This window comes from Virgibacillus sp. FSP13 (assembly GCF_054048505.1).
Window position 1 is genome coordinate 114,136 of sequence record NZ_JBSVKG010000003.1, and the last position, 23,334, is coordinate 137,469.

A 23,334-nucleotide genomic window follows, 5' to 3' on the forward strand; every position below is an offset into this window, starting at 1 on the left:
ATTCATTAAGACAGATCATACATTTCCGGGACTCTACTTGAAAAAATTGGGACATCTTTTCTAACCTTTGGAACAATGGATAGATCCAATGTTGCTGTGATTGTTTCTTTGTTTTGGACACTGCCTGTTGCAATTGTTATTCCCCAAGGATCGATTACCATTGATTCACCTGCATATTCTGTCCCGTTATACGTACCAACCGTATTGCTGGAAACGACAAAAAATTGATTTTCGATTGCACGTGCAAGCTGGAGGCTTTTCCAATGGTCTTTTCTAGCAATTGGCCATTCGGCAACAATGTGTAGTACTTGTGCACCTTCTAATGCCAGTTGTCTTGCCAACTCAGGAAAACGCAGGTCATAGCAAATAATAAGTCCCATTTTAACATGATCCAATTCAAATGTGTGCACCTTTTTTTGTCCGCCTGTTAAATACTGATGTTCATTCAACATAGGAACGAGGTGGATTTTGTCATAGTGGTAAACGAGTTCTCCTTTACGGTCAAAAACGAGACTTGTATTATAGAATTTATCATCCTTTTTATTGCCGATTGAACCACCAACAATATTAATGTTATACGTTTTGGCTAATTCACGAAGAAATGATTTTGTTGGTTCTCCGTCCTGATCAGCTGTGTTTACTAGTTCTGATAACGCATAGCCGGTATTCCACATTTCTGGAAGTAGAATGGTGTCTGGTCGTTCCTGTTTGACAACACGTTTAACCCACTCTTCAACCTGTTGGCGGTTTGCTTCCGGATTTCCTGCAATAACTTCCGTTTGATAAATAGCATATTTCATTCGTTTCCCACTACCTTTCTTGATAATGTTATGAAACTGGAATTCTCAAATTTTTATTAATATAGACCTTGCCTTCATCATAGAGGAAAAATCATTTGTTTTCCATTGGGAGAAGAGCTTTGTAGTAAAGAATAACTTCTATTTTGACTTTTATCTTAACATTCTTTCCTTTACAAAAATAGATGATGTCGCTATCATGAAAATCAATGACTTAGGGTAGGAGTGTGAGTATGGTGCGGACATTTGAACAATCAGCAATGTTGAAGCGATTGCCTGAGCAGTTTTTTGCGAAGCTTGTGAAAAAGGCACAGGATTTGATAGATCAGGGGTACGATATCATTAATTTAGGGCAGGGTAATCCGGATTTGCCAACGCCTGATTCGATTGTGAAATCATTACAGGAAGCAGCAACAGATCCTATTAATCATAAATATTCACCTTTTCAAGGGTTTGCTTATTTAAAGGAAGCAGTGGCAGCTTTTTATAAAAGAGAGTATGACGTTACGATTGATCCGGAACATGAGGTAGCCATTCTTTTCGGCGCTAAGACGGGTCTTGTGGAATTAAGCCAATGTTTATTGAATCCGGGAGATTTGGCATTGTTGCCAGATCCGGGATATCCAGACTACATGTCAGGGATTGCGATGGCTGATGCGGAAACTAAATTCATGCCATTAGTGAAGAAAAATGATTTTTTGCCTAATTATAGCGAGCTTTCAGTAGATGTATTGGAGCAAGCAAAATTAATGTTCCTAAATTATCCAAACAACCCAACAGCCGCAACAGCAACAAAAGGTTTTTTTGATGAAACGGTAGAACTGGCGGAAAAAAATAATATATGTGTAGTGCATGATTTTGCGTACGGTGCACTTGGGTATGACGAGAAACCGCAAAGTTTTTTGCAATCTACTGGTGCTAAGGATGTTGGTGTTGAAATTTATACCCTATCAAAAACATACAATATGGCTGGATGGCGGGTCGCATTTGCTGTAGGAAATCCATCTGTAGTGAGAAGTATCAATCTGATTCAGGATCATCTTTATGTCAGTTTGTTTGGTGCGGTCCAACAAGCAGCAGCAGAAGCGCTAACAGGGGATCAGACGGCAGTACGCAAATTGCTGGATACATATGAAAGACGGCGTAATCGCTTTATTGCAGCATTACACCAAATTGGTTGGAAGGTAGATGCGCCAAAGGGTACTTTTTTCGCCTGGCTGCCAGTTCCAACAGGTTATTCTTCAACGGAATTTGCTGATCTACTTTTAGAAAAAGCGCATGTTGTTGTAGCACCCGGGAACGGATTTGGGACAAAGGGAGAAGGATATGTGCGCGTCGGTTTGTTGGATTCTGAAGAACGGCTGGGGGAAGCGGCTGAGCGGATTGGTGAGCTGGGGTTGTTTTAGAAGGCAAGGGGATGTATTTTCCAAACTCGTCTGTCATTATTCCCTTTGAATATCATCTGAAAACCTTCATTCACAAGCAAAATTAGTAAGTAAATAAAAATCTAAAAAGTGATGTATAAAATGTAACCATAGCAATAATAATGATATTAGTTACTCTTTTTTTGCAGTTTACTTGTACTTTTATTTTAATTTACTTGCAGTTCAGTTGCAGTTTGTGTAACGTAGGAGGTGGGAGGAGATGTTTATGTTAACTGCATACGAATTAAATGAGTTTAAAAAACGTAAGGATTCCATTGCAGATTTATTTTTGGAACAAGACAAAGGTAATATGCTTTTTTTTAAGGTCTTAGTAAATTTTTTAGAAAAGACAAATGGTAATGAATTGCATCTAGAAAAATTAGATGAAAGAATCTTTACTAATTCAGATGAGTTAAAAGCATGTTTCTCTCAAATTCTTGAGCATATGGCAACAATTGCAGCGGAAGAAACTGAGCATGTACCAATTTATACAACAGGACAGTTAGCAAAGTTTTTTGGTGTCTCTACTACAACAATTAATAATTGGATTAAGGAAGGTCGCTTTATTGGAGTTGAACGTAAGGAACGCAATAAACAAGCGCGAATTTCTGCAAATACAAGGTATATGGCACAATCAGGAGAGGTTTTATATGTAAAAGAAGTTGTTGAAATGTATAACGAAGAAAGTGTTGAGAATGATGAGAACATTAAAGATAATGATGAGTATGCCTTCTTGGTTGGTCAATTGGCAATGTATGAAAATAAATATGGGGGAGAATACAATAAAACACTTGCAAAGAAATCTTTCAATGAAATGACACCAGAAGAGCAAACAGACTTAACAGCATGGAAGTTTTTCTTAGAACGGATGAAAGATGTCAACAGGACTTCCTAAGACAAATTTTCGTTTTTTAGAAAAATCGTATTCTCACTTGATCGAGGAAATTCGAGATAGAAGCAATGGTTTTCCCTCTAAGCCAGGTTCCATTCGGAAAACAATCATTTTTAACGATTTATCCAAGATGCATTGTCATGAGGTTGTCAAAAATAACAGAATTGAGTTTTATCATTATGATTTGTATGACAGCAACGGAAGAATCATTATAAAGTTTCACAGTGAGCCTCATAATGATTCAGATTATCAAACTACCACTGAACCATTCCATATACATGCGAAAGAACACATGGACGATTTAAAAGCCAGTAAAAGGTTGCCGTTTTTAATAGCAGGCGAAGAAGGCCCAAAGGATTTAGCGACAATATTACGCTTTATAGAATACAGTCGATTCATGCAATATTATTATGAATAAGGAAACGAATTCTAAGGATCAGACTCCACGGTCGGGGTTTGATCCTATGCTAGTTAATAAAAGCAGGTAATAAAAAAAGCAATCGACTGATTCAGGTCGATTGCTTTTTAGGTCAATCCTAGAATGCGAAAGAAGCATGTCCTACTCCACATCATCCGACAACACATTCGATAATTTACGGAAAATAGTTGAAACGGTACCAGGTGACGCTCCGTACTCTTCTGCTAGCTGACCTTGTGTAACGCTTGTACTAGCTAGAAGTGTTTTTTGCACCAAGTATTCTAATGCAGCTGCATAGGATTCGATCTTTTTAAGGGACGGGTTTTCCGCTTTACAGTACTGATTCCAAAGTGCAACCCCTTTTAGAATAATTTCATCGTGAATATCTTTGTCAACCATATGTTTGGCAAATAATTGAGCTGTCTCCTCATGTAACGGATTGTCCCACTCATTTGCATCAACGCCAAGAAGAAGTGCATCAGCTAAGAAATTAGGGAAATTCCTACTTAGTCCGCCGATTTCGTTCGTGTATTGTTGTAATAGCTTTCGTAAAACTTCTTTATCATGACGGTATAACTTGATTAGGGTATAAAAGAAGTTGTGCTGGTTGGCAAATGGTACAAGCGTCCCAATAATTAGACTTCCTTCCAGATAATCATCCCCATCGTGGAAAGGAATTTGGAAGGAATCCTCTGTCAAAATATCACGGACTGTCACAGCGCGTTTTTGTAGTTGATCAACGGAGATGACTTCGTATACAGATGGGACAGTATTCCTCCATTTGGCAAATGCATTGCTTGTTTGTTGATTTAACGTTGCCTTTCGATGGTGATAAAAAATGTCAAATATTGTTTGGTTGTTTGTAAAGCAAGGCACATTTAACAAGATCCACATGGTTAGGCCTGTAGTATATACATCTGCTGTTTCCACATTATCTTGCAAAAATGGGTTGTCATGCTTTTTGATTTGTTCGTTTATTTTATTTTGATTGTTGTTTATAGCAAAAGAAATTACCTCTTGATGTAAACGATCAAGTGAATCGTTTATCAATTTGGGGTTGACACCGGTTGCATTGGAAGCACCATGGCACTTTTTATACTTTTTACCACTTCCACATGGACACGGATCATTTCTTCTAATTTTGCTCATTATTAAGGCACCCCACGTTTTGTTTAATTGCCTTCTAATTATGAAGGAAAATCTTGTTTTATTCAAGTCGAGAGGGTTAAATGCTGATTAATCACTATCTTTTTAGTTATTACTATACCGAAATGGCGATATATTGGCAATAAAAATAGCAAGAACATCAACCGTTAAAACTTCTTCTATAATATGTAGCAAAGGGATAATGGAATTTAATCATAATAATTAAATAATTTAGGTAATTTTTACTTGTAAGATAATAAACAGTATATTATTATAATTACAAACGAAAGCGCTTTATCTTAAAATCAAAAGTAAGATTGATCGGAAGGGAAAATGAATCAAAGCGTAAATCACTTAGAAGGAGTTGTCTACTATGTTTTCCGCATTAACCCCACTAGATTGGAAACGCAGGGCAGTGAAATATTATCCAGAAAAAATAGCTGTTATTGATGGTGAAAAAGAATTTTCGTATAAGGAATTTGGAGAACGATCTGACAAGCTTTCCATTGCTTTACACGATTCAGGTATCCAAAAAGGTGAACATGTTGCAGTAATGCTCCCGAATACTCATTATATGCTGGAATGCTTCTATGGGATTTGTCAGCTTGGTGCTGCAATGGTACCGCTCAATTACCGATTAAATGCGAAGGACTTAGCATATATCATCAACCATAGTGATGCAAAAATGTTAATTGTTGATGAAGAATTCAGTGGTCCAATTGAGGAAATTGTCGATGAACTTTCACTAGAACAGATTATTATCGTTTCCGTAGAAGGTCAAGAAACATCGTTGAAAGGTGTAGACTATGAGGCATTTCTTCAGCATGCTCCAGATATAGCACTTCCACAGGTTGATATAGATGAAAATCAACTTCTTACACTGAATTATACGAGTGGAACAACATCGAAGCCAAAAGGTGTGATGTTGAATCATCGTAGTAACTACCTAAACGCAGCTAATTTTATGTATCATCTCGGTGTAAGTCATGATGATGTTTACCTTCATACATTACCGATGTTCCATGCAAATGGCTGGGGTGGTGTTTGGGCTATAACAGCGGCTGGTGGTACCCATGTATGTTTACGTAAGGTTGATCCGCCACATATTCTTGATTTGTTTGAACGAAAGCATATTTCCTTGCTATGTGGAGCACCAACCGTTATTAATATGCTAATCAATGATCCAAAAGCAAAAGAAACGGATATTAAGACAAATCCGCGCATGGCAACTGCAGGAGCTCCTCCAGCGGCAGCACTTATTCATAAGGCTCAAGACATTTTGGGGTTAAACATGATCCATGTCTACGGTTTGACGGAAACTTCACCGTTCATTCTCTATTGTGAATGGAAAAAGGAATTTGATGTAAAAACATCGGATGACCAAGCAGCAATTAAAGCAAGACAAGGAATTGAGCTGGCTTTTAACGGGGAAACAAAAGTTGTTCGTCCAGATGGAGAAGAGGTCGCATGGGATGGAGAAGAATTGGGAGAAATTATTACCCGCGGCAATGTAGTGATGGATGGTTATTACAAAGATCCAGAAAAGACTGCTGCAGCAATTAAGGATGGATGGTTCCATACTGGAGACTTAGCGGTTACCTATTCAAATGGGTACGTTGAAATACGCGATCGTGCCAAGGACTTGATTATTTCTGGGGGTGAAAATATTTCCTCAACCGAAGTAGAAGGTGTACTTTATAAGCATCCAGATGTTATGGAAGTAGCTGTTATATCCATCCCAGATGAAAAATGGGGTGAAGTACCGAAAGCGTTTATTGTATTATACCCGGAGGCAACAGTAACAGAGGAGGCTATCATTGAGTATTGCCGGTCTAACATGGCACACTTTAAAGCACCCAAAGCAATTGAATTCGTAGAGTCCTTGCCAAAAACAGCTACAGGTAAACTGCAAAAGTATCGATTAAGAGAATTGCATTGGGAAGGACCGAAGAAAGTGAATTAGAAAATGTAATATAGTAACAAAAGCAGGCACCCTCCCATTATTGAGGGTGCTTGCTTTGTGTTGTTTAATCTTCATTGCATGTAACATGATTCTACAAAATATTACCCGGGAAATAACAGGGTAGCCTTGGCTTCCTCATTAGATCAGGGTACATTGGCGCGAGAGCGGGAACATCGGCGGGATAGCAGAAACATCGACCCGAGAGTGGAAACATCGGCACGAATTCGAAAACATCTTCCCGAGAGCAAAAACATCGACCCGAGAGCAAAAACATCGGCGCGAAATCGAAAACATCGTCTTGAGAGCGGAAGCATCACCTACAGAATAGTAAACGTATACCTGTATCAGGCGCAAGAGTTAACAACACAGAGGTGAAAGGTTATATTGTAAAAGTTTGTTGCTTTTGGATACGAATTAAAAACTACGATCCTAAATAGTAACATACATACGAAAAGAACCTGATAAAAAAGTAAACACGGATCCTTATGTCAAGAGGACCCGTGTTTACTATGTGTCACTGTTGTTAAACCGTAACAGCATCTTGCCTAATTACTTTAGCAGCTATTGCTTCTGTCAACTCCTTTGTCGTTTTGGGAACCAGTGATTTTAAAACAGAGTTGATTACTGGACCTTTCATGCCTTTTGCGGTAACACCAAGATAGCTCGTTACTTCTGTTTTGTTTCCATCTAATGTTCTTGCCACAAAATAGCCATTTCCCTTTACATTTTCATTTAGTCCGGTCAAATTAAACGTAACCCTTGTTGGCTCTTGCCATTTGGTAATGTCGATTTGCAGGTGGACTGTCTTTTGAATAATCCCAATTTCCCCCTTAAATTTCCATGTTGATTGTCTCTCGTGTAATATCTTGTGTTCCATGTATCCTGGTACTAAAGGTGCCCATTTGTTCATATCACTAACGAAAGACCAGACATGTTCAATGGGAATATCTAATTCTAAATGATGTTCACCGCTCGGCATGGTGATATCCTCCTTTTCGTGGGGTTGCACTTTTTGTTAAATAACGCTTTGTGTCTGCCTGTTGATTATATGTTGACACCGTCTGGTTTAGACCAGTATTTTTCACGTAACTATTATTGATCCAATGAATTATAAAATTGCTTGATGAACGTATTCTCGATCACACCGTTTTTCACTTTAAAAACTTTTTGACTAATCATGACCCCTTTTTGATAAGGGACAATAAAATCTACTTTATCGCCTTCATAAAGGTAAATGATGCTTGCAGACATCGGCATGCTCGAGGATTCCGCATCTTGCATTCGTTTGTAGTGTACTTGATCCAAATAATTGATCAGCGTTTTGATTTTTGTTTTGTCTGTTGTATGATGATAACCGCTTTCTGAAGGTACTATTAATGCTATTTTCGTTATTTTAGCAGGATTGACTTGTAATGTATCCGCAAAACCCGTTCCACCAAAATCATGAGTCGAAATGAGAAGAGTTGCTACTGTAAGGAACAAAGCAATAGTGATAAAGCAGAATTTCTTCATGGCTATCCTCTCCTTATCTATCTACTATTATTCTAGCGCTATTTTTAAGGAAATTAAGTGACGTAGGTCAATAATAGAGGGATATGGTGAATTTTTTGCACTTTAAAATATAAAATTTTATAGGATTAAAGGATAAGAAACTTCGGCAACCGCTATAAGAGGATGTTCAAAAAGTCACCAAATGATAAGTGGCGAATCTCTTCGTTGGCTTGTTTCTCCGCTCTCACGTATCTAACTGCATACGTTCCGCTCCTTGGAAAAGAAAATCACTTTTCCTGCGCGGGATGTGAATTCAGGGAAGCATGTCTTGTGCTCGAAACTACGCCGCCTCGACCTTCTTGCTTCTAATTTCGCGACTTTTTGAACACGCACTATAAGGCAAATGCCGAGTTTTCTAACAATCAATTCCACGAAAAAATCGTATCAAAATATTACAACACTATTGAAATATTTAGAAAATGGATTATAATAGAAAGAATTAAAGGAGGGGGAAAGTTGAAAACACTAGAGAAGATAAGTAGCTTTGCAGGGAACACATTTGCAGTATGGGTCATTCTTTTTGCTATTTTAAGTTTCTTTTTACCAGGTGGATTTACGTGGATTGCGCCACATATAGCATTGCTTCTTGGCATTATTATGTTCGGGATGGGGCTGACGCTTTCTTTAAGTGATTTTAAAGCTGTTTTTCAAGCTCCAAAAAGTGTGCTTATCGCTGTACTTGCTCAATTCATCATTATGCCGCTCTTAGCATATGGGCTTGCCACTATTTTTCAACTTCCAGCCGAGGTAGCAGTAGGGGTTATCTTAGTAGGGTGTTGTCCTGGAGGTACTGCCTCTAATGTGATGACTTTTTTAGCAAAAGGCAATACGGCACTTTCTGTTTCTGTAACAGCTGTCTCAACACTGCTTGCACCAATTCTTACACCAGCCTTAACATTGCTTTTGGCTAGTAAATGGCTGCCTGTATCTGCGGGGGACATGTTCCTGTCAATTGTAAAAATTGTGCTCGTTCCTATCGTTCTTGGGATCGTGATTCGCTTATTGTTCCGCAAACAAGTGGAAAAAAGTGTTGCCGTATTACCGCTAGTTTCTGTCATTGGCATTGTTGCAGTGGCATCTGCCGTTGTCGCGGTGAATACAGAAAATATTGTTAAAGAAGGTTTATTAATCTTTGCTGTTGTCGTTTTACATAATTGTTTGGGACTTGCACTTGGTTATGTATTAGGAAAACTATTAAAACTGGATTTACGTGATCAAAAGGCAGTCTCAATTGAGGTAGGAATGCAGAATTCGGGGCTTGGATCGACATTAGCGCTTGCCCATTTCTCACCGATAGCTGCTGTACCAAGTGCTATTTTCAGTGTGTGGCATAACATTTCCGGCCCTATACTGGCAACATGGTGGGGGAAAAATGATGAACCTATCGAACCACCAAAAGATAAAGGGGAAAAAACAGCTTAGGTAGTGGGCTACGCGATGAGTGGTCTGCCGTTCATAAAATGTAGGGGAGGATTATACAAGATGAAAAAAGACTTGCGTATTAATAGTAACGTATTTAGTGAAGGAGCAATGAAAGCACCAAACCGCGCGATGCTTCGGGCTGTCGGTGTTTCCGATGAAGATTTTAAGAAGCCAATGATCGGGGTTGCTAGCACATGGAGTGAAGTGACACCATGTAATATTCATCTGGATGATTTAGCAATAAATGCAAAAGAGGGTGCAAAAAGTGCTGGTGGTGTTCCGTTAATTTTCAATACGATCACCGTTTCAGATGGAATTTCCATGGGCACACAAGGAATGCGGTATTCGCTACCTAGTCGTGATGTGATTGCAGACTCGATCGAAACTGTTGTAGGCGCAGAGAATTTGGACGGGTTGGTTGCCATTGGTGCTTGTGATAAAAACATTCCAGGTTGTATGATTGCGATCGCAAATTCTGATGTTCCCGCTGTATTTGTTTATGGCGGAACCATTGCCCCTGGAAATCATAATGGGAAAGATATTGATATCGTATCCGTGTTTGAAGGGGTAGGCCAACACAATAATGGGGATATCAATGATAGTGAACTAAGAGGAATTGAATGCCACGCGTGTCCTGGTGCCGGTGCTTGTGGTGGGATGTATACTGCTAATACGATGGCCTCAGCTGTTGAAGCAATGGGAATGAGTTTGCCTGGCAGCTCATCAAATCCCGCCGAATCAAAAGAAAAGGTGAAAGACTGTGCTGCTGCTGGGGAAGCTGTATATCATCTACTGGAAAAAGGCATTTATCCGAAAGATATCATGACAAAAGAGGCGTTTGAAAATGCAATGACTGTTGTTATGGCACTTGGAGGATCAACAAATGCTATCTTACACTTGCTGGCGATTGCTCATGCGGTGGAAGTAGATTTGTCGATTGATGATTTTAATCGAATGCAAGAAAAAGTACCACATCTGGCTGATTTAAAACCTAGTGGTAAATATGTCATGCAAGATCTGCATCGTGTTGGTGGTGTACAGGCAGTCATGAAACTTCTTTATGAAGCAGGTTATCTACACGGGAATTGTTTAACGGTAACGGGAAAAACCGTTGCTGAAAATCTGGCTGAAGCACCTTCACTAGAGAAGGGGCAGGAAGTCATCATGCCATTTGATAATCCGAAGCGGGAAGATGGCCCATTAATTGTTCTAAAAGGGAATCTCTCGCCGACCGGTGCTGTTGCCAAAGTTTCCGGTGTAAAAGTAAAACGTCATACAGGTCCAGCTCGTGTTTTTAATACGGAAAAGGAAGCGACTGCTGCAGTTATGAATAATGAAATTAATGATGGTGATGTAATTATCATTCGTTACGTTGGTCCAAAAGGCGGGCCGGGAATGCCAGAGATGTTGTCAATCTCCAGTATCATTGTTGGAAAAGGAATGGATGAAAAAGTCGCTTTATTAACTGATGGTAGATTTTCTGGTGGAACACATGGATTGGTCGTCGGACATATTTCCCCTGAAGCGCAGGATGGTGGTCCAGTAGCGTTTGTAGAAGAAGGAGATCTAGTAACAATTGATTCCGAGAAAAAAGAAATCTCCATGGATGTTTCCGAAGAAGTGTTGGAAAGTCGCCGTAAGAATTGGACGGCTCCACCATTATACAAAAAGGGAATTCTAGGGAAATATGCACATAATGTATCCTGTTCATCAAAAGGTGCTGTGACCGATTATTTGAAGTAAATCTTTCAAAACTGCTGGGCTGGTCCGGTCCGATGAGTTAAAAAGACGTTTGGTTTACGTTACACCAAACGTCTTTTTTGTTGTATAAAATATTTTGATTGGTACCATTACTTTCTGAATATTTATGTTAAAATAAATTTAGTGTTTGTGAAGTGCATAATGCTGAAGCAAACAACGGAGTAAGCATAGCAATCTGTTAAAAATCAGGCTGGTATTGCGAAATTTACGAGTATTAGTTAACGGATGATTTCTTCAAGAAGGATGGGGTTCCACTTAATGAAGTTTTTCGTGAAATTAAATATTATTAGTATTCTCTACGCCTTAATGATCGTTGTCCCTTTTGAACTTATGCTAAATGTATATCGAATTAGCAGGGTAACAAGTTTGAATATAGGTACTGTAAACATGTTAATTGGTATAGCTGTTATCGTTGGATTTATATTTGGCACAATACTTCTCTGCTTTCTAACAAAAAAGTGGAGACGAAAAGCTAACTATTGGACAGTCATTCTGTGGGTTCCGTATTTTGTTCTTTTCGTTTATATTTTTGTAACCCTGTTTCCGATCACATATGGAGGAGATGAACCCAACCCAGTTACTGGTCTCCTAGCAATAGCTGCATTGATTGTGTTTCCTATTTATATACTAATTGTCAATTTCATAGGTTTTATAGATGATGATGAAACAATGAAACCAGTTTAATTTTAAAAAAGTGTGGGGGAAACCTACTTTAATTAGGAGTTCGTTTTTCCTAAACCAGTTCCACACGAGTAATTTATAATAAGTGACGATATTGAGGAGAGGTGCTTGTGTTACTTTCTACTATAATATTAGGGTGGATAGGAATTCTAATTTTCTTCATTATCATTTTTACATTTCAGAAGCTGGCTAAAAATGATGAGCTAGGCTTTTTACATCTCTTAATGGCATTCATGTATTCGATGTGGTTGCCATTGCCGATGACAGTAAATAATTTATTGGATAGTTAGATATTACAGGTGGGAACCATATTTGGACTTACTTATCTAATCATGTTAATCATTACGATGGGATTGCAAACCGGGCATATTGTACATATTGTAAAACAAGAACAGAATAAAGACTGGGAAGAGCGCAGTAGTTGGATGATGGCGACTTTATCCGGATCGTTTGAAGGGTTAACAGGTGTATTTAAATCGATTTGGACCTTATTTTTAGGAATTGCTTTTTGGGAGAATGATAACTTCTTACTGGCGAGTCTGATGTTTTTGTTTAGCTTACTGTTTTTCTACTTTTAATTGTAGTTCTGGATAATAGTCTTATTAAGCGAATTAAGTTTTTTTCAAGGATTAAACCGAATCCTTTTATTTATAATATAGAAGCTTTATGTTTTTTCTTGACATTGATGATCTATATCACTGCTCAGTTGTAGCAATCCTTTCACAACTAATTTCAACTCTACGCAAAATAACGCTCAGATTAGATCTGAGCGTTATGACTCCCATCCTTATTTAACAAGATGTTCTACTTTATCCACTTTGACAATCCAATCAAATGGATCTTTTTCTTTTCCATATTGAATGCCAGTCAATGTGTCATACAACCTTTTCGCTATTTCACCAGTTTTACCGTTATTAATAATGTAATCTTCTTCTTGCCAGGTTAATTGTCCGATTGGCGAAATAACAGCTGCTGTTCCTGCGCCAAATGCCTCTTCTAAAATACCGGCTTTGTTCGCTTGATAGAGCTCTTCCATGGAAATTCGTCGTTCAACAACAGGAACGTTCCAGTGCTTTAATAATTGAATGACCGAGTTTCGTGTTACCCCCTCTAAAATACTTCCATTTAGTGCAGGAGTTACTACTTCTCCGTTGATTTTAAAGAACACATTCATGCTGCCGACTTCTTCAATATATTTTTTCTCGACACCATCTAACCAGAGTACCTGGGCGAATCCTTTATCAGCGACCATTTCTTGTGCTTTTAGACTGGATGCGTAGTTCCCGCCGGTTTTGGCCTCTCCTGTGCCACCTAAGACTGCTCTTACATACTGATTTTCCACGGCGATTTTCACCGGATTAATCCCTTCTTTGTAGTAAGCACCGACTGGAGATAAAATAATAATAAATTGATAATGGCCGGATGGTGCTACGCCAAGATAAGGTTCAGTTGAAATGATAAACGGCCGAATATAAAGGGATGTTCCCTCTGCACGTGGAATCCAATCTTTTTCCAGTGCAACAAGCTGTTTAATCGCATGAAGCGCAAACTCCTCATCAATTGGTGGAATGCATATTCGATTGTTGGAACGATTTAATCGCTGCATATTTTTCTCCGGACGGAATAATTGTGCTTCGCCATCTGGTGTGAGGTATGCTTTCAAACCTTCAAAAACTGACTGACCATAATGGAATACCATTGCAGAAGGATCTAAAGCGAGCGGCTGATAGGGAATAATCCGGGCATCATGCCAACCTTCCTCATTCGAATAATCCATGATAAACATATGGTCGGTGAAAATCTTGCCAAATTCCAATTGATCTGAATTTGGTTTTTCTTTCTTTGTAGAGCATAGGTTCATTTGAATTGACTGTTCTTCCATGGCACTATCTCCTTGTTGTTAAATTTATTCGCCTTGCTTTCATGAAAATCAATAAATGATTAAATACTATTTTATTACTAATAGGAATAGAAATACAACCCTTTATAATGAAAAGATTTTTACTTTTCTGTTTAGGGACATGGGGACAGGTTAAGTGTCCCGCTCTGTATCCCACACCATCTGTACATTTTTGCCTGGGACAAGAAACCTGTCCCCATGTCCCGCATAAAAATATGGACCTAAAAAAACCGAATTATCCGACATGATGTCCGGGGTTTTTTAGGTCCAGGAATCACCCTTCAAACTACTTGAAGACTAACTCCACCAACACTTTCAAAATGTACGTCATATTTTCCTCTTTGTAATGTTTTCGGGAGTATAAATGTACCAGATGATATGATCATTCCTTTTTCGATATGGCGTCCACTTTTGGCAAGTTCATCGATTAGCCATTTTATCGCGTGAACTGGGTTGCCCAGTACTTCAGATGATGGTCCTTCAACAATTGGCTCACCATCTAACTGCAATACAGCTTTTATATTCCCAAGTTGTTCGTACGTTAATCCCTGTATCGCTTCCCCTACAACTGCTTTGCCTGCTACAGCACTATCCGCAATAACTTGTCCCAGGCTCAGCTTTGGAAACCAGTCACTAAAGCGGGAATCTGGAATTTCCAGTCCTGGTGCAATGCTCATTTTTTGTAGAATTGTTTCCTGATTGTCAGACTGTGATAAGTCTTCATTGGCAATAAACATTAATTCAATCTCTAGTAATGGTTCGTTCATAGAAGCCAATTCAATTGTTCCATTTGAAAGGCTTGTCTGTGTTAATGCACCATAAAGAGGTGTCGTTGAATGAAATAATTGCTGTGTTTCCTCACTTGTTAAACTGATTTTGTACCCGATTAACTTGTCCTGATTAAGAATAGTCTTTTTGTCGGTAAGTTGATGTTGGATATCATAAGCGACTGATTTCTCGATGTTTTCTTGAATACGATCTTTAGAAATGGGTTGCTTTCGGTCATAAGCATTGTATAACGTGTCTACCTGTTTTGTTTGTTGTGTACTATTTGTCATTGGTGAGCACCCCTTTGGATATGTATTGTACCTATATTAACAGATAATTCACCCTTTTGTCAGTTTTGATTAAACCATTGTTGTAATGGGAGTAGGGGAATGGTGTGCGTTATCTTATCTTAACGGAGTATTTCTATTCTATAGAAGAGGTTTATGATAGTATAAATGTACGAATATTGCGAGTAGGTGGAATAAATGAGGCCCCAGTCTAAATTATTACTTTTTACATTCAGTGGTGTGATTTTTATGATCAGCTTTGTTGGCATGCTGATTTATGGCTATAAAACATTTTATATCGAAACTAGTGAAATAGAATCCAAGGATTACGCCTATCATTTTGCCCTGATTGCCGAAGAATCTGATAATGATTATTGGCGATTAATTGAAAAAGGCGCGAGGAAAGCGGAAAAGGAAAATGATATATACATTGAATATGTAGCACCTGAAAAAGCGGATAATGACAAAATGTTAAAGCTACTTGATCGCATGATATCAACAAAAATTGATGGCATTATTACGCAAGGTGTTGAAGGTGAGCGATTTGTCAATTTAGTACATAAAGGAATTGAACGGGGAATACCAATTATCACAGTTGATACAGACGTAAAAAGCAGCGAACGGAAGGTATATGTTGGGACAAATAACTTTTATGCCGGTCAGCTTGCCGGTAAAGCGATTTTAGAGAATACTACCGGTGAACAATATGTGGGAATTGTGACTGGTCGTTTTGACGCCATTAATCAGCAAGAACGAATCGCCGGGTTTAAGCAAGCAATCCAAGCAAACGATCGCATCCATATCGTTGAGATAAGGGAATCAAATATTACGGTGGTTGGTGCATCACAGGCAACCTATTCACTGCTAAAGCAATATCCGAAAATTACAGCACTATTCGGGACGAGTGCGCTTGATGGGGTTGGCATGATTGACGGGCTTGAGGAGATTGCACCGAATAACGATATGTACATTGTTGCTTTTGATGTTTTACCTGAGACATTGAAATTAATCAAACAGAATAAAATAGATGCGAGTGTTGCACAGTATCCCGAAGAAATGGGCTATCGATCTGTAAATGTTATGATTAAATTGCAAAAGAATGATCTTTTAGACAGCCAGCAATATACCGGGACAAACATCATAGAAAAGAAAGATTTACTGGATAACTGGATTGGTGATGCAAAATGAAAACAATTCGGGGAAAACTATTGGTCTATTTTTTGGTATTCGTTATTCTTTTTCACGTGACAGCCATCTCCATATTTGTCAGTTCCAATAAATTAACAAATATATACAATGACAGTTTCCGGCGATTTCTGTTATTAAATTCCATTTCACAAAATGCCGAAGAGTTGTATACAGAAACTCAAAAATTTGTTAGGGAAGCAGATCCTGATAAAGTGAAAAATTATTATACTGCAAAAAATGTATTGCAACGTGAAAAAGATAAGGTAGCGTCTTCCTTTCATGATATCGATCCGATCGAAATGAAGAATTATCGTAATTTACTAGAGACGTTTATTCATGAGAGTGAGTTAACGGTTGGATTTGTGTTAAGGGATGATATTGAGCAATATACCTATCATCTAGAAGAAACCCGGAATGCGTCGGAATATATTCAGGAAGCAACACTGGAATTAATAGATCTTGAGCTGACGGCTTACCAATCGTTTTATCAGGATTTACAATTACGAAATGATTCCTTTTTCATTTTTATCATTTTCCTATTTGTTTCGACTATTATGCTAGCCATATTTTTTGCACTTTGGTTCTCTAGAGGAATTACGAGACCATTAAATAAATTATCGCGTGCTGCAAAAGAGGTTTCAGCGGGGGATTTATTAGGAAAGCCAATCAATATTCGATCCAATGATGAATTGAAATTTCTTGGCGATACATTCAATGGTATGCGTTCGAACATCCATGATCTTGTTGAGGAAATAAAGGATCAGTCTGAATTGGACCGTTTGCTTAAAGACATGGAGTTAAAGCACCTGCAAAGTCAAATCAACCCGCATTTTCTATTTAATACACTTAACACGTTATCCAAAATGGCGTACCTGGAAGATGCGAAATCAACGTCCACGTTAATTGATTCCGTTGCAACATTACTTCGACATAATTTAGGTGAGATAGATCATCATGTAACACTAGCAGACGAAGTAAAAGTAGTGAAAGACTATTTTCATATTCAAAAAACTAGATTTTCGGAGCGGATACAATTCGATATGAATATCGATGAAGCTTGTTTAGCTATTAACGTACCTCGTTTAACATTACAGCCGTTGATAGAAAATGCCTTTATCCATGGAATCGAGGAAAAGGAAGAAGGCGGTACGATAACATTAAATATTTTCCAAAATGACGATCGAGTAATTGTAGAAATAAGGGATGATGGTGTTGGTATGAGCCAAAGCAAAATGGATCAGTTCGTCTCAACAGTGAAACAACAGGATTTACATGTTGGTCATTCAACTGGTATTGGATTAACAAACGTTATTCGTCGCCTGCAATTATTTTATCAACTGACACATGTAGCTGACATTCAATCGGAAATTGGTAAAGGAACGACTATTTCATTGATACTACCTAAAAATGATGGGAGGAAAAGCTAATGCGTGTATTGATTGCCGAAGATGAATTTTTGGAAAGAAAAGCAATGAAGAAGTTTATGGAAGTAAATTTTAATGATATGGAAGTAGTTGGTGAAGCTCCAAATGGCAGGAAAGCAATTGAATTAGCGCAAAGCTTACAGCCGGATATTATTTTCATGGATATCAAAATGCCGGGTATTAATGGCTTGAAAGCGATTGAGAAAATTCGTCAGGTAAATCCAGCTGTCAAGTTTATTCTTGTGTCGGCATATGATTCATTTGATTATGCGAAGCAAGCGATGAACTTTGGGATTAAGGAATATATTCTTAAACCAGGTAAAAAAGAAGAAATAGTGAAGGCCATTCGTCGTGTGCAAAAGGAGATCTTACTAGAAAGACAGCAGCAGGAGGAGAAAACGCAGGCTAATCAGGTAATAAAAGAACATTTAATCATGAAACTGATAAAAAACCCGGTTGATTGTGATGCGATTACTATACAAAAACAGCTTTTTCCGACGATGAAAGGTGGGTATTTTCTTGTAATACAAACGGGCAGGGAGATTTCCCAACAGGAGCTCGAATATATACTAGAGAGGTTTATTGACAATTCCTTTCTCACTTATCATCAGGAGGATCAATACTTTGTTTGTATACTTTCCGCTGTAAAAATAGACAAGGCTGAGATATTGCAAGTTGCTAGAAGTGTTCACCTTGAACTTGCGGGTAATAGTTTTGTTGGAGCAGGACAAGCATATGCTTCGGTAGAGGATTTGCCAAAATCGTTTCAAGAGGCATTTACCGCCTGTTACCAGTTGGAAAAAGAGAATGATAGAAATTATGGATTTTTTGCAGAAAAAGACAGGCGTATGGATAATAAAAAATCGATGACAAGGTTAATGGAAATGGTTGAAAAAGGCAATGATCAAGAAGCTGTACGCGTTTATAAAGAATATCAACATTTTTTCGTGCCAAATGATCTCGATGAATTATACCTTCATATAAAAAGTATCATGATGGAACGGGAATTAGCTGTACCCGAGAGGGCCATATCTGAATTGGGGACAACGAAAGATTGGGAGAAGTTTATCAAGGTGTGTTGTTTACAGATACAAGAATACTATCAATCAAAGCAATACATTGAAAAGGCGAAAAAATTTGTACAGCAACATTTCCAGAATTCGATTACATTGGAGGAGACAGCAGCACATGTGAATTTAAGTCCTAATTATTTTTCTAATATGTTTAAACAGGAGTTTGGGACAACATTTATTGATTATGTTACAAAGGTACGGTTATATAAGGCTAAAGAGCTGTTGGAGGAAAACAACTATTCACTTAAAGAAATAAGTTATATGGTTGGCTATAAGGATCCCAATTATTTTAGCAGGGTATTTAAAAAACACTTTTCGGAGTCCCCGAAGCACTTTCTGCAGGGGATCTTAAAAAAATGAAGAGAATAGTAAATATGTACAGAAACTTTTTCCCTGTTGGCGAGCAATATTTTTTATACTATATGTAAGCGTTATCAAATAAAGGGGGAATAATTTGTGAAGAAATCGTATGGATTTTTATTACTCTTTGTATTAGCACTTGTCCTGGCTGCATGTAGCTCGGATTCATCGGGGGAATCTGATGGTGAATCAGACAACGACGGTAGCGATGGCGAAAATGCAGGCGGAGAAGTTGAAATTTTTAGCTGGTGGACGGGTGCCGGTGAAGAAGATGGCTTACTTGCTTTAATTGACTTGTTTGAAGAAAAACACCCGGACATTAAAGTGGAAAATGCAGCTGTTGCCGGTGGAGCAGGAACAAACGCCAAGGCAGTACTTGCGACAAGAATGCAGGGGGACGATCCACCATCAACATTCCAGGTTCATGGTGGAGATGAGTTGAACGAAGGTTGGGTTGCTGCCGGTAAAATGGAACCATTGAATGACTTTTATGAAGAAAATGACTTAATGGATAAATTTCCTGAAGAGTTAATTGATTTGGTGAGTCAAGATGGCGATATTTATTCGGTGCCTGTTGATATTCATCGTGGGAACGTTATTTTCTATAACAAGCAAGTGTTTGAAGAAAATGGAGTAGAGGTACCGACAACATTTGATGAGTTTTTTGAAGCGGCAGATAAATTACAAGATGCTGGGGTTGTTCCACTTGCATTAGGTGATAAAGAATCGTGGCCTGCTACACAGATTTTTGAAAATGTACTATTAGGTGTATTGGGACCAGATGATTACAAAAAGCTTTTTGAAGGTGAAATCGGTTTTGATGATAAACGTGTTAAGGATGCCGTAGAAAAATTTGACAAAATACTTGATTATGTGAATGAAGACCACGCTTCACGCAACTGGCAAGACTCTGCGCAATTAGTTGCAAATGGCGAAGCAGCAATGATTAACATGGGTGATTGGGCGAAAGGGTACTTTAATAATGATTTAGATCTGGAAACAAATAAAGACTTTGGATATTTTGCCTTCCCAAATACAGATGGTCAATTCACTATTATTACAGATACATTTGGCTTGCCAAAGGGTGTTGAGAATCCAGATGACGTGAAAGAATTCCTAAAGGTTCTTGGATCTGTAGAAGGACAGGATGCATTTAACCCATTAAAAGGATCCATTCCAGCACGGGTAGATGCGGATAAATCCAACTATGACGAGTATGGGAAGGATGCAATGGATGATTTTAATAATTCACGTCTAGTTCCAAGTCTTGCTCATGGTTCTGCAGCGTCTGAAGGATTTTTAACAAAAGCGAATCAAGCGGTAAATATTTTTGTTACACAAAGGGATGCGGACAACTTTATTCAAGCATTGAAAAACGCAGCACCAGAAATGTAAAAATACGAAGCTTGATGAGGCTGCCTCATAGTAAGGCAGCCTCATGTTTCTTAACCTCTTGTTAGGAGGATGTCATGTGGAGAGAGAAATTAAGATGAAACGTAAAAGGAGATTGACCAAAGATCAATGGACTGCTGTAGCCTTTTTAATACCGTCTATTCTATTGATTGTGATTTTCGTTTATGGGTTTATTGGCTGGACAGGATATGTCTCCTTAAGTAATTGGAATACATTAATACCGGATTTTTCATTTGCAGGACTTAAAAACTATATTTATTTATTCAACGATTTCCGGTTTCAGGCCGACTTAAGAAATACACTGTTTTTTACTATTCTCTTTATTGGTTTGGTGATCATTATGGGAATGGGTCTTGCTATATTAATAGATCAAAAATTAAAAGGTGAATCGATTTTTCGAAATATATTTTTATTCCCGATGGCCTTATCATTTATTGTTACTGGGGTCGTTTGGCAGTGGCTGTTAAATCCGTCGACTGGATTTAACCAATTCTTAAGCGTGGTTGGCATTGAACCAAAATGGTATACCGATACGAATATCTTAGCAGGTTTCCAATGGGGCAGTATTGAGTTTGGTTTGCCTGTAGCGATTATTGCAGTTGTTATTGCAGCAGTATGGCAGATGACCGGGTTCTCGCTAGCAATGTACTTGGCGGGGTTACGTGGAATTCCAGAAGAATTGAGAGAAGCGGCAAGAATGGATGGAGCGAGTGAATTTCAGGTCTATCGAAAAGTTGTATTACCAATGCTTATGCCGATTACAGTGAGTGTTATTATCATCATGGCACACATATCCCTAAAAATATTTGACCTTATTTATGCGATGACAGGTTCAGGTGCTAATTTCGTTACAGATGTACCTGGTGTATACATGTTTGAGACGACATTCAGAGGAAACTATTATGCAAACGGTGCTGCTATTGCAATTATCATGTTGCTTTTAGTTGCAATCTTTATCGTTCCTTACCTATGGAATAGTAGAAAGGGTGATAATTAATGGCAGCATTTAACATAGGGAAATTTTTTAAATATCTTATTTTGATAATTTTGGCGATCGTTTTTTTAATGCCAATTTATGTCATCCTTGTAACAAGTTTAAAACCTTTAGACGAAGTATCCCTTGAACAGATGTGGGAATTACCAACGTCAATCGATTTTAGTTCGTATGCTGAAGCATTTTCTAATTTGGCACCCAACTTTATGAATAGCGTATACCTAGTTGTACCGGCAACATTATTGTCTGCTTTGCTAGGTGCCATGAATGGATATGTATTATCAAAATGGAAGTTTAAAGGTTCTGAAACGATATTTACATTTATTTTATTTGGGATGTTCATTCCATATCAAAGTATTTTAATTCCATTGATCCAATTTTTACGTACCATTGAATTGTATAATACGATTCCCGGATTAATTCTTGCACACGTGGTATATGGGTTACCGATTACAACATTGATGTTCCGTAATTTTTACGCAAGTATTCCAGATACCATGATTGAAGCCGCTAAAATTGATGGAGCAAACTTCTTAGGGATTTTTAGACATATTATTATTCCTCTTTCTATCACAGGTTTTGTCGTTGTTGCGATTTGGCAGTTTACGAATATTTGGAATGAGTTTTTATTTGCTGTAACCATTACAACCTCGGATAAACAACCGATCATGGTTGCCCTGCAGAACTTATCTGGCAGTCAAATCGTGCAGTGGAATGTGCAAATGGCTGGTGCGTTAATTGCAGCCTTGCCAACGCTATTGGTTTACATCTTTTTAGGAAAGTATTTTGTTAGAGGATTATTGGCTGGATCTGTTAAGGGGTAGAATTATAACTTGTAAAATTGAAGGCATTATAAAAAAAGAAGGTCTCATAAGCCGTAAGTCATGATTAGAGCTTATGGGACCTTCTTTGAATAACCCTTCCTACTTACAATGCCTTCACCAAACCACCATCTACAACCAATGACTGTCCTGTCACATAAGTGTTTGCCTGCGAGCATAGATAAACAATCATATTTGCAAATTCTTGAGGTTCGCCATAGCGCTTAATTGGAATGGACTGTTCTGTTTTGGCTTTTAACTCATCCGGATTAATGTTTAACTTCTCCGCATTTATTTTATCTAATTTGGCAACACGATCAGTTGCAATTCTTCCTGGGCCAACGGTATTAATTAAAATGTTATCTTCTGCTAGTTCCTGAGAGAGGCTCTTGGAAAGACCAACAATCCCAGCTCGGAACGTATTGGATAAAATCAAATTATCCAGTGTTTGTTTAATGGAAGAGGAAGCAATGTTGACAATATGACCGCTTCGTTGTTTTTTCATATAGGGCAAAACATCTCGGATGGTTCGGACAAAGCTTAACAGGTTTAATTCAAACGCATCGTACCATGCTTGATCATCAAAATCGGTAAATAGCCCTGCTGGAGGACCGCCAGCATTGTTAACCAGTACATCGATCGTGCCATTTTTCTCCACTACTTTTTCGATTAATTGTTTGATGGAATCAGGTTTGGTAATATCGCAGACCGCATATTCCACGTTTTCATTTCCGGTTTCCTTCTGTATATCATTTTTCGCTTTATCCAATTCCTGTTCATTTCGACTGGAGATAAAGACATGTGCTCCTTCAGCCGCGAATAATTGGGCCGTTGCTTTTCCCAAGCCTTTGCTTGATGCCATTACAACAACTGACTTTCCTTGTAAACCTAAGTCCATAATGATTCCTCCTGTTAATATCGATAATTAGAAATATCTTAATATTAATTTATTGGAAATTCAAGTTGTGGAGGGAGGGTGATAGAATGGATTATAACTTTCTGTAACAAACAGTATCCCAACTCGTATCGTGCGTTCCAGGTCTTTTCCTGC

The 23,334-nt window shown here is 38.2% G+C and carries 23 protein-coding genes; 16 read left to right on the forward strand and 7 right to left on the reverse strand.

Going from position 1 to position 23,334, the window contains the following annotated elements:
* Positions 1-5: 5 nt before the first annotated feature.
* Positions 6-800 carry a carbon-nitrogen family hydrolase gene (locus ACW2QC_RS04345; RefSeq protein ID WP_457542757.1) on the reverse strand — a complete coding sequence of 265 codons (795 nt, stop codon included), beginning with the start codon at positions 798-800 and terminating at the stop codon, positions 6-8.
* A gap of 233 nt (positions 801-1,033) precedes the next feature.
* On the opposite strand from ACW2QC_RS04345, the gene ACW2QC_RS04350 reads away from it, so the two are divergent.
* The 3 genes from ACW2QC_RS04350 (at position 1,034) to ACW2QC_RS04360 (ending at position 3,531) form a co-directional block, all read left to right on the forward strand.
* On the forward strand, positions 1,034-2,203 hold the full coding sequence (locus tag ACW2QC_RS04350) for an aminotransferase class I/II-fold pyridoxal phosphate-dependent enzyme (RefSeq protein ID WP_457542882.1): 1,170 nt from the start codon (positions 1,034-1,036) through the stop codon (positions 2,201-2,203).
* Between the two features lie 244 nt (positions 2,204-2,447).
* Positions 2,448-3,116, forward strand: coding sequence for a hypothetical protein (locus ACW2QC_RS04355; RefSeq protein ID WP_457542758.1), 669 nt, complete (start codon positions 2,448-2,450; stop codon positions 3,114-3,116).
* Positions 3,097-3,531: a toxin-antitoxin system TumE family protein gene (locus tag ACW2QC_RS04360; RefSeq protein ID WP_457542759.1), complete on the forward strand. Its 435-nt coding sequence runs from the start codon at positions 3,097-3,099 to the stop codon at positions 3,529-3,531. Before ACW2QC_RS04355 ends, ACW2QC_RS04360 begins: the two co-directional genes overlap by 20 nt.
* A 141-nt stretch (positions 3,532-3,672) precedes the next feature.
* On the opposite strand, the gene ACW2QC_RS04365 is transcribed toward ACW2QC_RS04360, so the two are convergent.
* Entirely contained in the window at positions 3,673-4,680 is a 1,008-nt protein-coding gene (locus ACW2QC_RS04365) for a YecA family protein (RefSeq protein ID WP_457542760.1), read from the reverse strand.
* A 370-nt stretch (positions 4,681-5,050) separates the two neighbouring features.
* On the opposite strand from ACW2QC_RS04365, the gene ACW2QC_RS04370 reads away from it, so the two are divergent.
* A complete protein-coding gene (locus ACW2QC_RS04370) occupies positions 5,051-6,640 on the forward strand; it encodes a long-chain-fatty-acid--CoA ligase (protein ID WP_457542761.1) in 1,590 nt (529 codons plus the stop codon).
* 126 nt (positions 6,641-6,766) lie between these two features.
* Positions 6,767-7,015, forward strand: a complete 249-nt coding sequence (locus tag ACW2QC_RS04375) for a hypothetical protein (RefSeq protein ID WP_457542762.1) — start codon at positions 6,767-6,769, stop codon at positions 7,013-7,015.
* 148 nt (positions 7,016-7,163) lie between these two features.
* On the opposite strand, the gene ACW2QC_RS04380 is transcribed toward ACW2QC_RS04375, so the two are convergent.
* Together ACW2QC_RS04380 and ACW2QC_RS04385 are read right to left on the reverse strand one after the other, a co-directional pair.
* Positions 7,164-7,619, reverse strand: coding sequence for a CoxG family protein (locus ACW2QC_RS04380; RefSeq protein ID WP_457542763.1), 456 nt, complete (start codon positions 7,617-7,619; stop codon positions 7,164-7,166).
* A gap of 113 nt (positions 7,620-7,732) precedes the next feature.
* On the reverse strand, positions 7,733-8,152 hold the full coding sequence (locus ACW2QC_RS04385) for a hypothetical protein (RefSeq protein ID WP_457542764.1): 420 nt from the start codon (positions 8,150-8,152) through the stop codon (positions 7,733-7,735).
* A 495-nt stretch (positions 8,153-8,647) separates the two neighbouring features.
* On the opposite strand from ACW2QC_RS04385, the gene ACW2QC_RS04390 reads away from it, so the two are divergent.
* The 5 genes from ACW2QC_RS04390 (at position 8,648) to ACW2QC_RS04410 (ending at position 12,633) form a co-directional block, all read left to right on the forward strand.
* Positions 8,648-9,613, forward strand: coding sequence for a bile acid:sodium symporter family protein (locus tag ACW2QC_RS04390; RefSeq protein WP_457542765.1), 966 nt, complete (start codon positions 8,648-8,650; stop codon positions 9,611-9,613).
* A gap of 60 nt (positions 9,614-9,673) precedes the next feature.
* Entirely contained in the window at positions 9,674-11,356 is a 1,683-nt protein-coding gene (gene ilvD, locus ACW2QC_RS04395; protein WP_457542766.1) for a dihydroxy-acid dehydratase, read from the forward strand.
* A gap of 276 nt (positions 11,357-11,632) precedes the next feature.
* On the forward strand, positions 11,633-12,058 hold the full coding sequence (locus ACW2QC_RS04400; RefSeq protein WP_457542767.1) for a hypothetical protein: 426 nt from the start codon (positions 11,633-11,635) through the stop codon (positions 12,056-12,058).
* 107 nt (positions 12,059-12,165) lie between these two features.
* A complete protein-coding gene (locus tag ACW2QC_RS04405) occupies positions 12,166-12,345 on the forward strand; it encodes a hypothetical protein (RefSeq protein ID WP_457542768.1) in 180 nt (59 codons plus the stop codon).
* Positions 12,346-12,354: 9 nt separating this feature from the next.
* On the forward strand, positions 12,355-12,633 hold the full coding sequence (locus tag ACW2QC_RS04410) for a hypothetical protein (protein WP_457542769.1): 279 nt from the start codon (positions 12,355-12,357) through the stop codon (positions 12,631-12,633).
* Positions 12,634-12,842: 209 nt separating this feature from the next.
* Here ACW2QC_RS04410 and ACW2QC_RS04415 read toward each other — a convergent pair whose 3' ends face one another.
* Positions 12,843-13,937 carry a branched-chain amino acid aminotransferase gene (locus tag ACW2QC_RS04415; RefSeq protein ID WP_457542770.1) on the reverse strand — a complete coding sequence of 365 codons (1,095 nt, stop codon included), beginning with the start codon at positions 13,935-13,937 and terminating at the stop codon, positions 12,843-12,845.
* 299 nt (positions 13,938-14,236) lie between these two features.
* Complete coding sequence (locus tag ACW2QC_RS04420; protein ID WP_457542771.1) at positions 14,237-15,013, reverse strand: 2-keto-4-pentenoate hydratase; 777 nt, start codon at positions 15,011-15,013, stop codon at positions 14,237-14,239.
* Between the two features lie 195 nt (positions 15,014-15,208).
* Between ACW2QC_RS04420 and ACW2QC_RS04425 the strand changes: the two genes are divergently transcribed.
* The 6 genes from ACW2QC_RS04425 (at position 15,209) to ACW2QC_RS04450 (ending at position 22,286) form a co-directional block, all read left to right on the forward strand.
* Complete coding sequence (locus ACW2QC_RS04425) at positions 15,209-16,198, forward strand: sugar-binding protein (RefSeq protein WP_457542772.1); 990 nt, start codon at positions 15,209-15,211, stop codon at positions 16,196-16,198.
* Positions 16,195-17,625, forward strand: a complete 1,431-nt coding sequence (locus ACW2QC_RS04430) for a histidine kinase (protein ID WP_457542773.1) — start codon at positions 16,195-16,197, stop codon at positions 17,623-17,625. The genes ACW2QC_RS04425 and ACW2QC_RS04430 overlap by 4 nt, the downstream gene beginning before the upstream one ends.
* Entirely contained in the window at positions 17,625-19,055 is a 1,431-nt protein-coding gene (locus tag ACW2QC_RS04435; protein ID WP_457542774.1) for a response regulator, read from the forward strand. The genes ACW2QC_RS04430 and ACW2QC_RS04435 overlap by 1 nt, the downstream gene beginning before the upstream one ends.
* 96 nt (positions 19,056-19,151) lie before the next feature.
* Positions 19,152-20,450: an ABC transporter substrate-binding protein gene (locus ACW2QC_RS04440; protein WP_457542775.1), complete on the forward strand. Its 1,299-nt coding sequence runs from the start codon at positions 19,152-19,154 to the stop codon at positions 20,448-20,450.
* Positions 20,451-20,544: 94 nt separating this feature from the next.
* Positions 20,545-21,465, forward strand: coding sequence for a carbohydrate ABC transporter permease (locus tag ACW2QC_RS04445; protein WP_457542883.1), 921 nt, complete (start codon positions 20,545-20,547; stop codon positions 21,463-21,465).
* Between the two features lie 68 nt (positions 21,466-21,533).
* The gene (locus ACW2QC_RS04450) at positions 21,534-22,286 is read left to right on the forward strand and encodes a carbohydrate ABC transporter permease (protein ID WP_457542884.1); all 753 of its coding nucleotides are present in this window, start codon (positions 21,534-21,536) and stop codon (positions 22,284-22,286) included.
* Between the two features lie 103 nt (positions 22,287-22,389).
* Here ACW2QC_RS04450 and ACW2QC_RS04455 read toward each other — a convergent pair whose 3' ends face one another.
* Positions 22,390-23,181: an SDR family oxidoreductase gene (locus ACW2QC_RS04455; RefSeq protein WP_457542776.1), complete on the reverse strand. Its 792-nt coding sequence runs from the start codon at positions 23,179-23,181 to the stop codon at positions 22,390-22,392.
* Positions 23,182-23,334 lie beyond the last annotated feature (153 nt).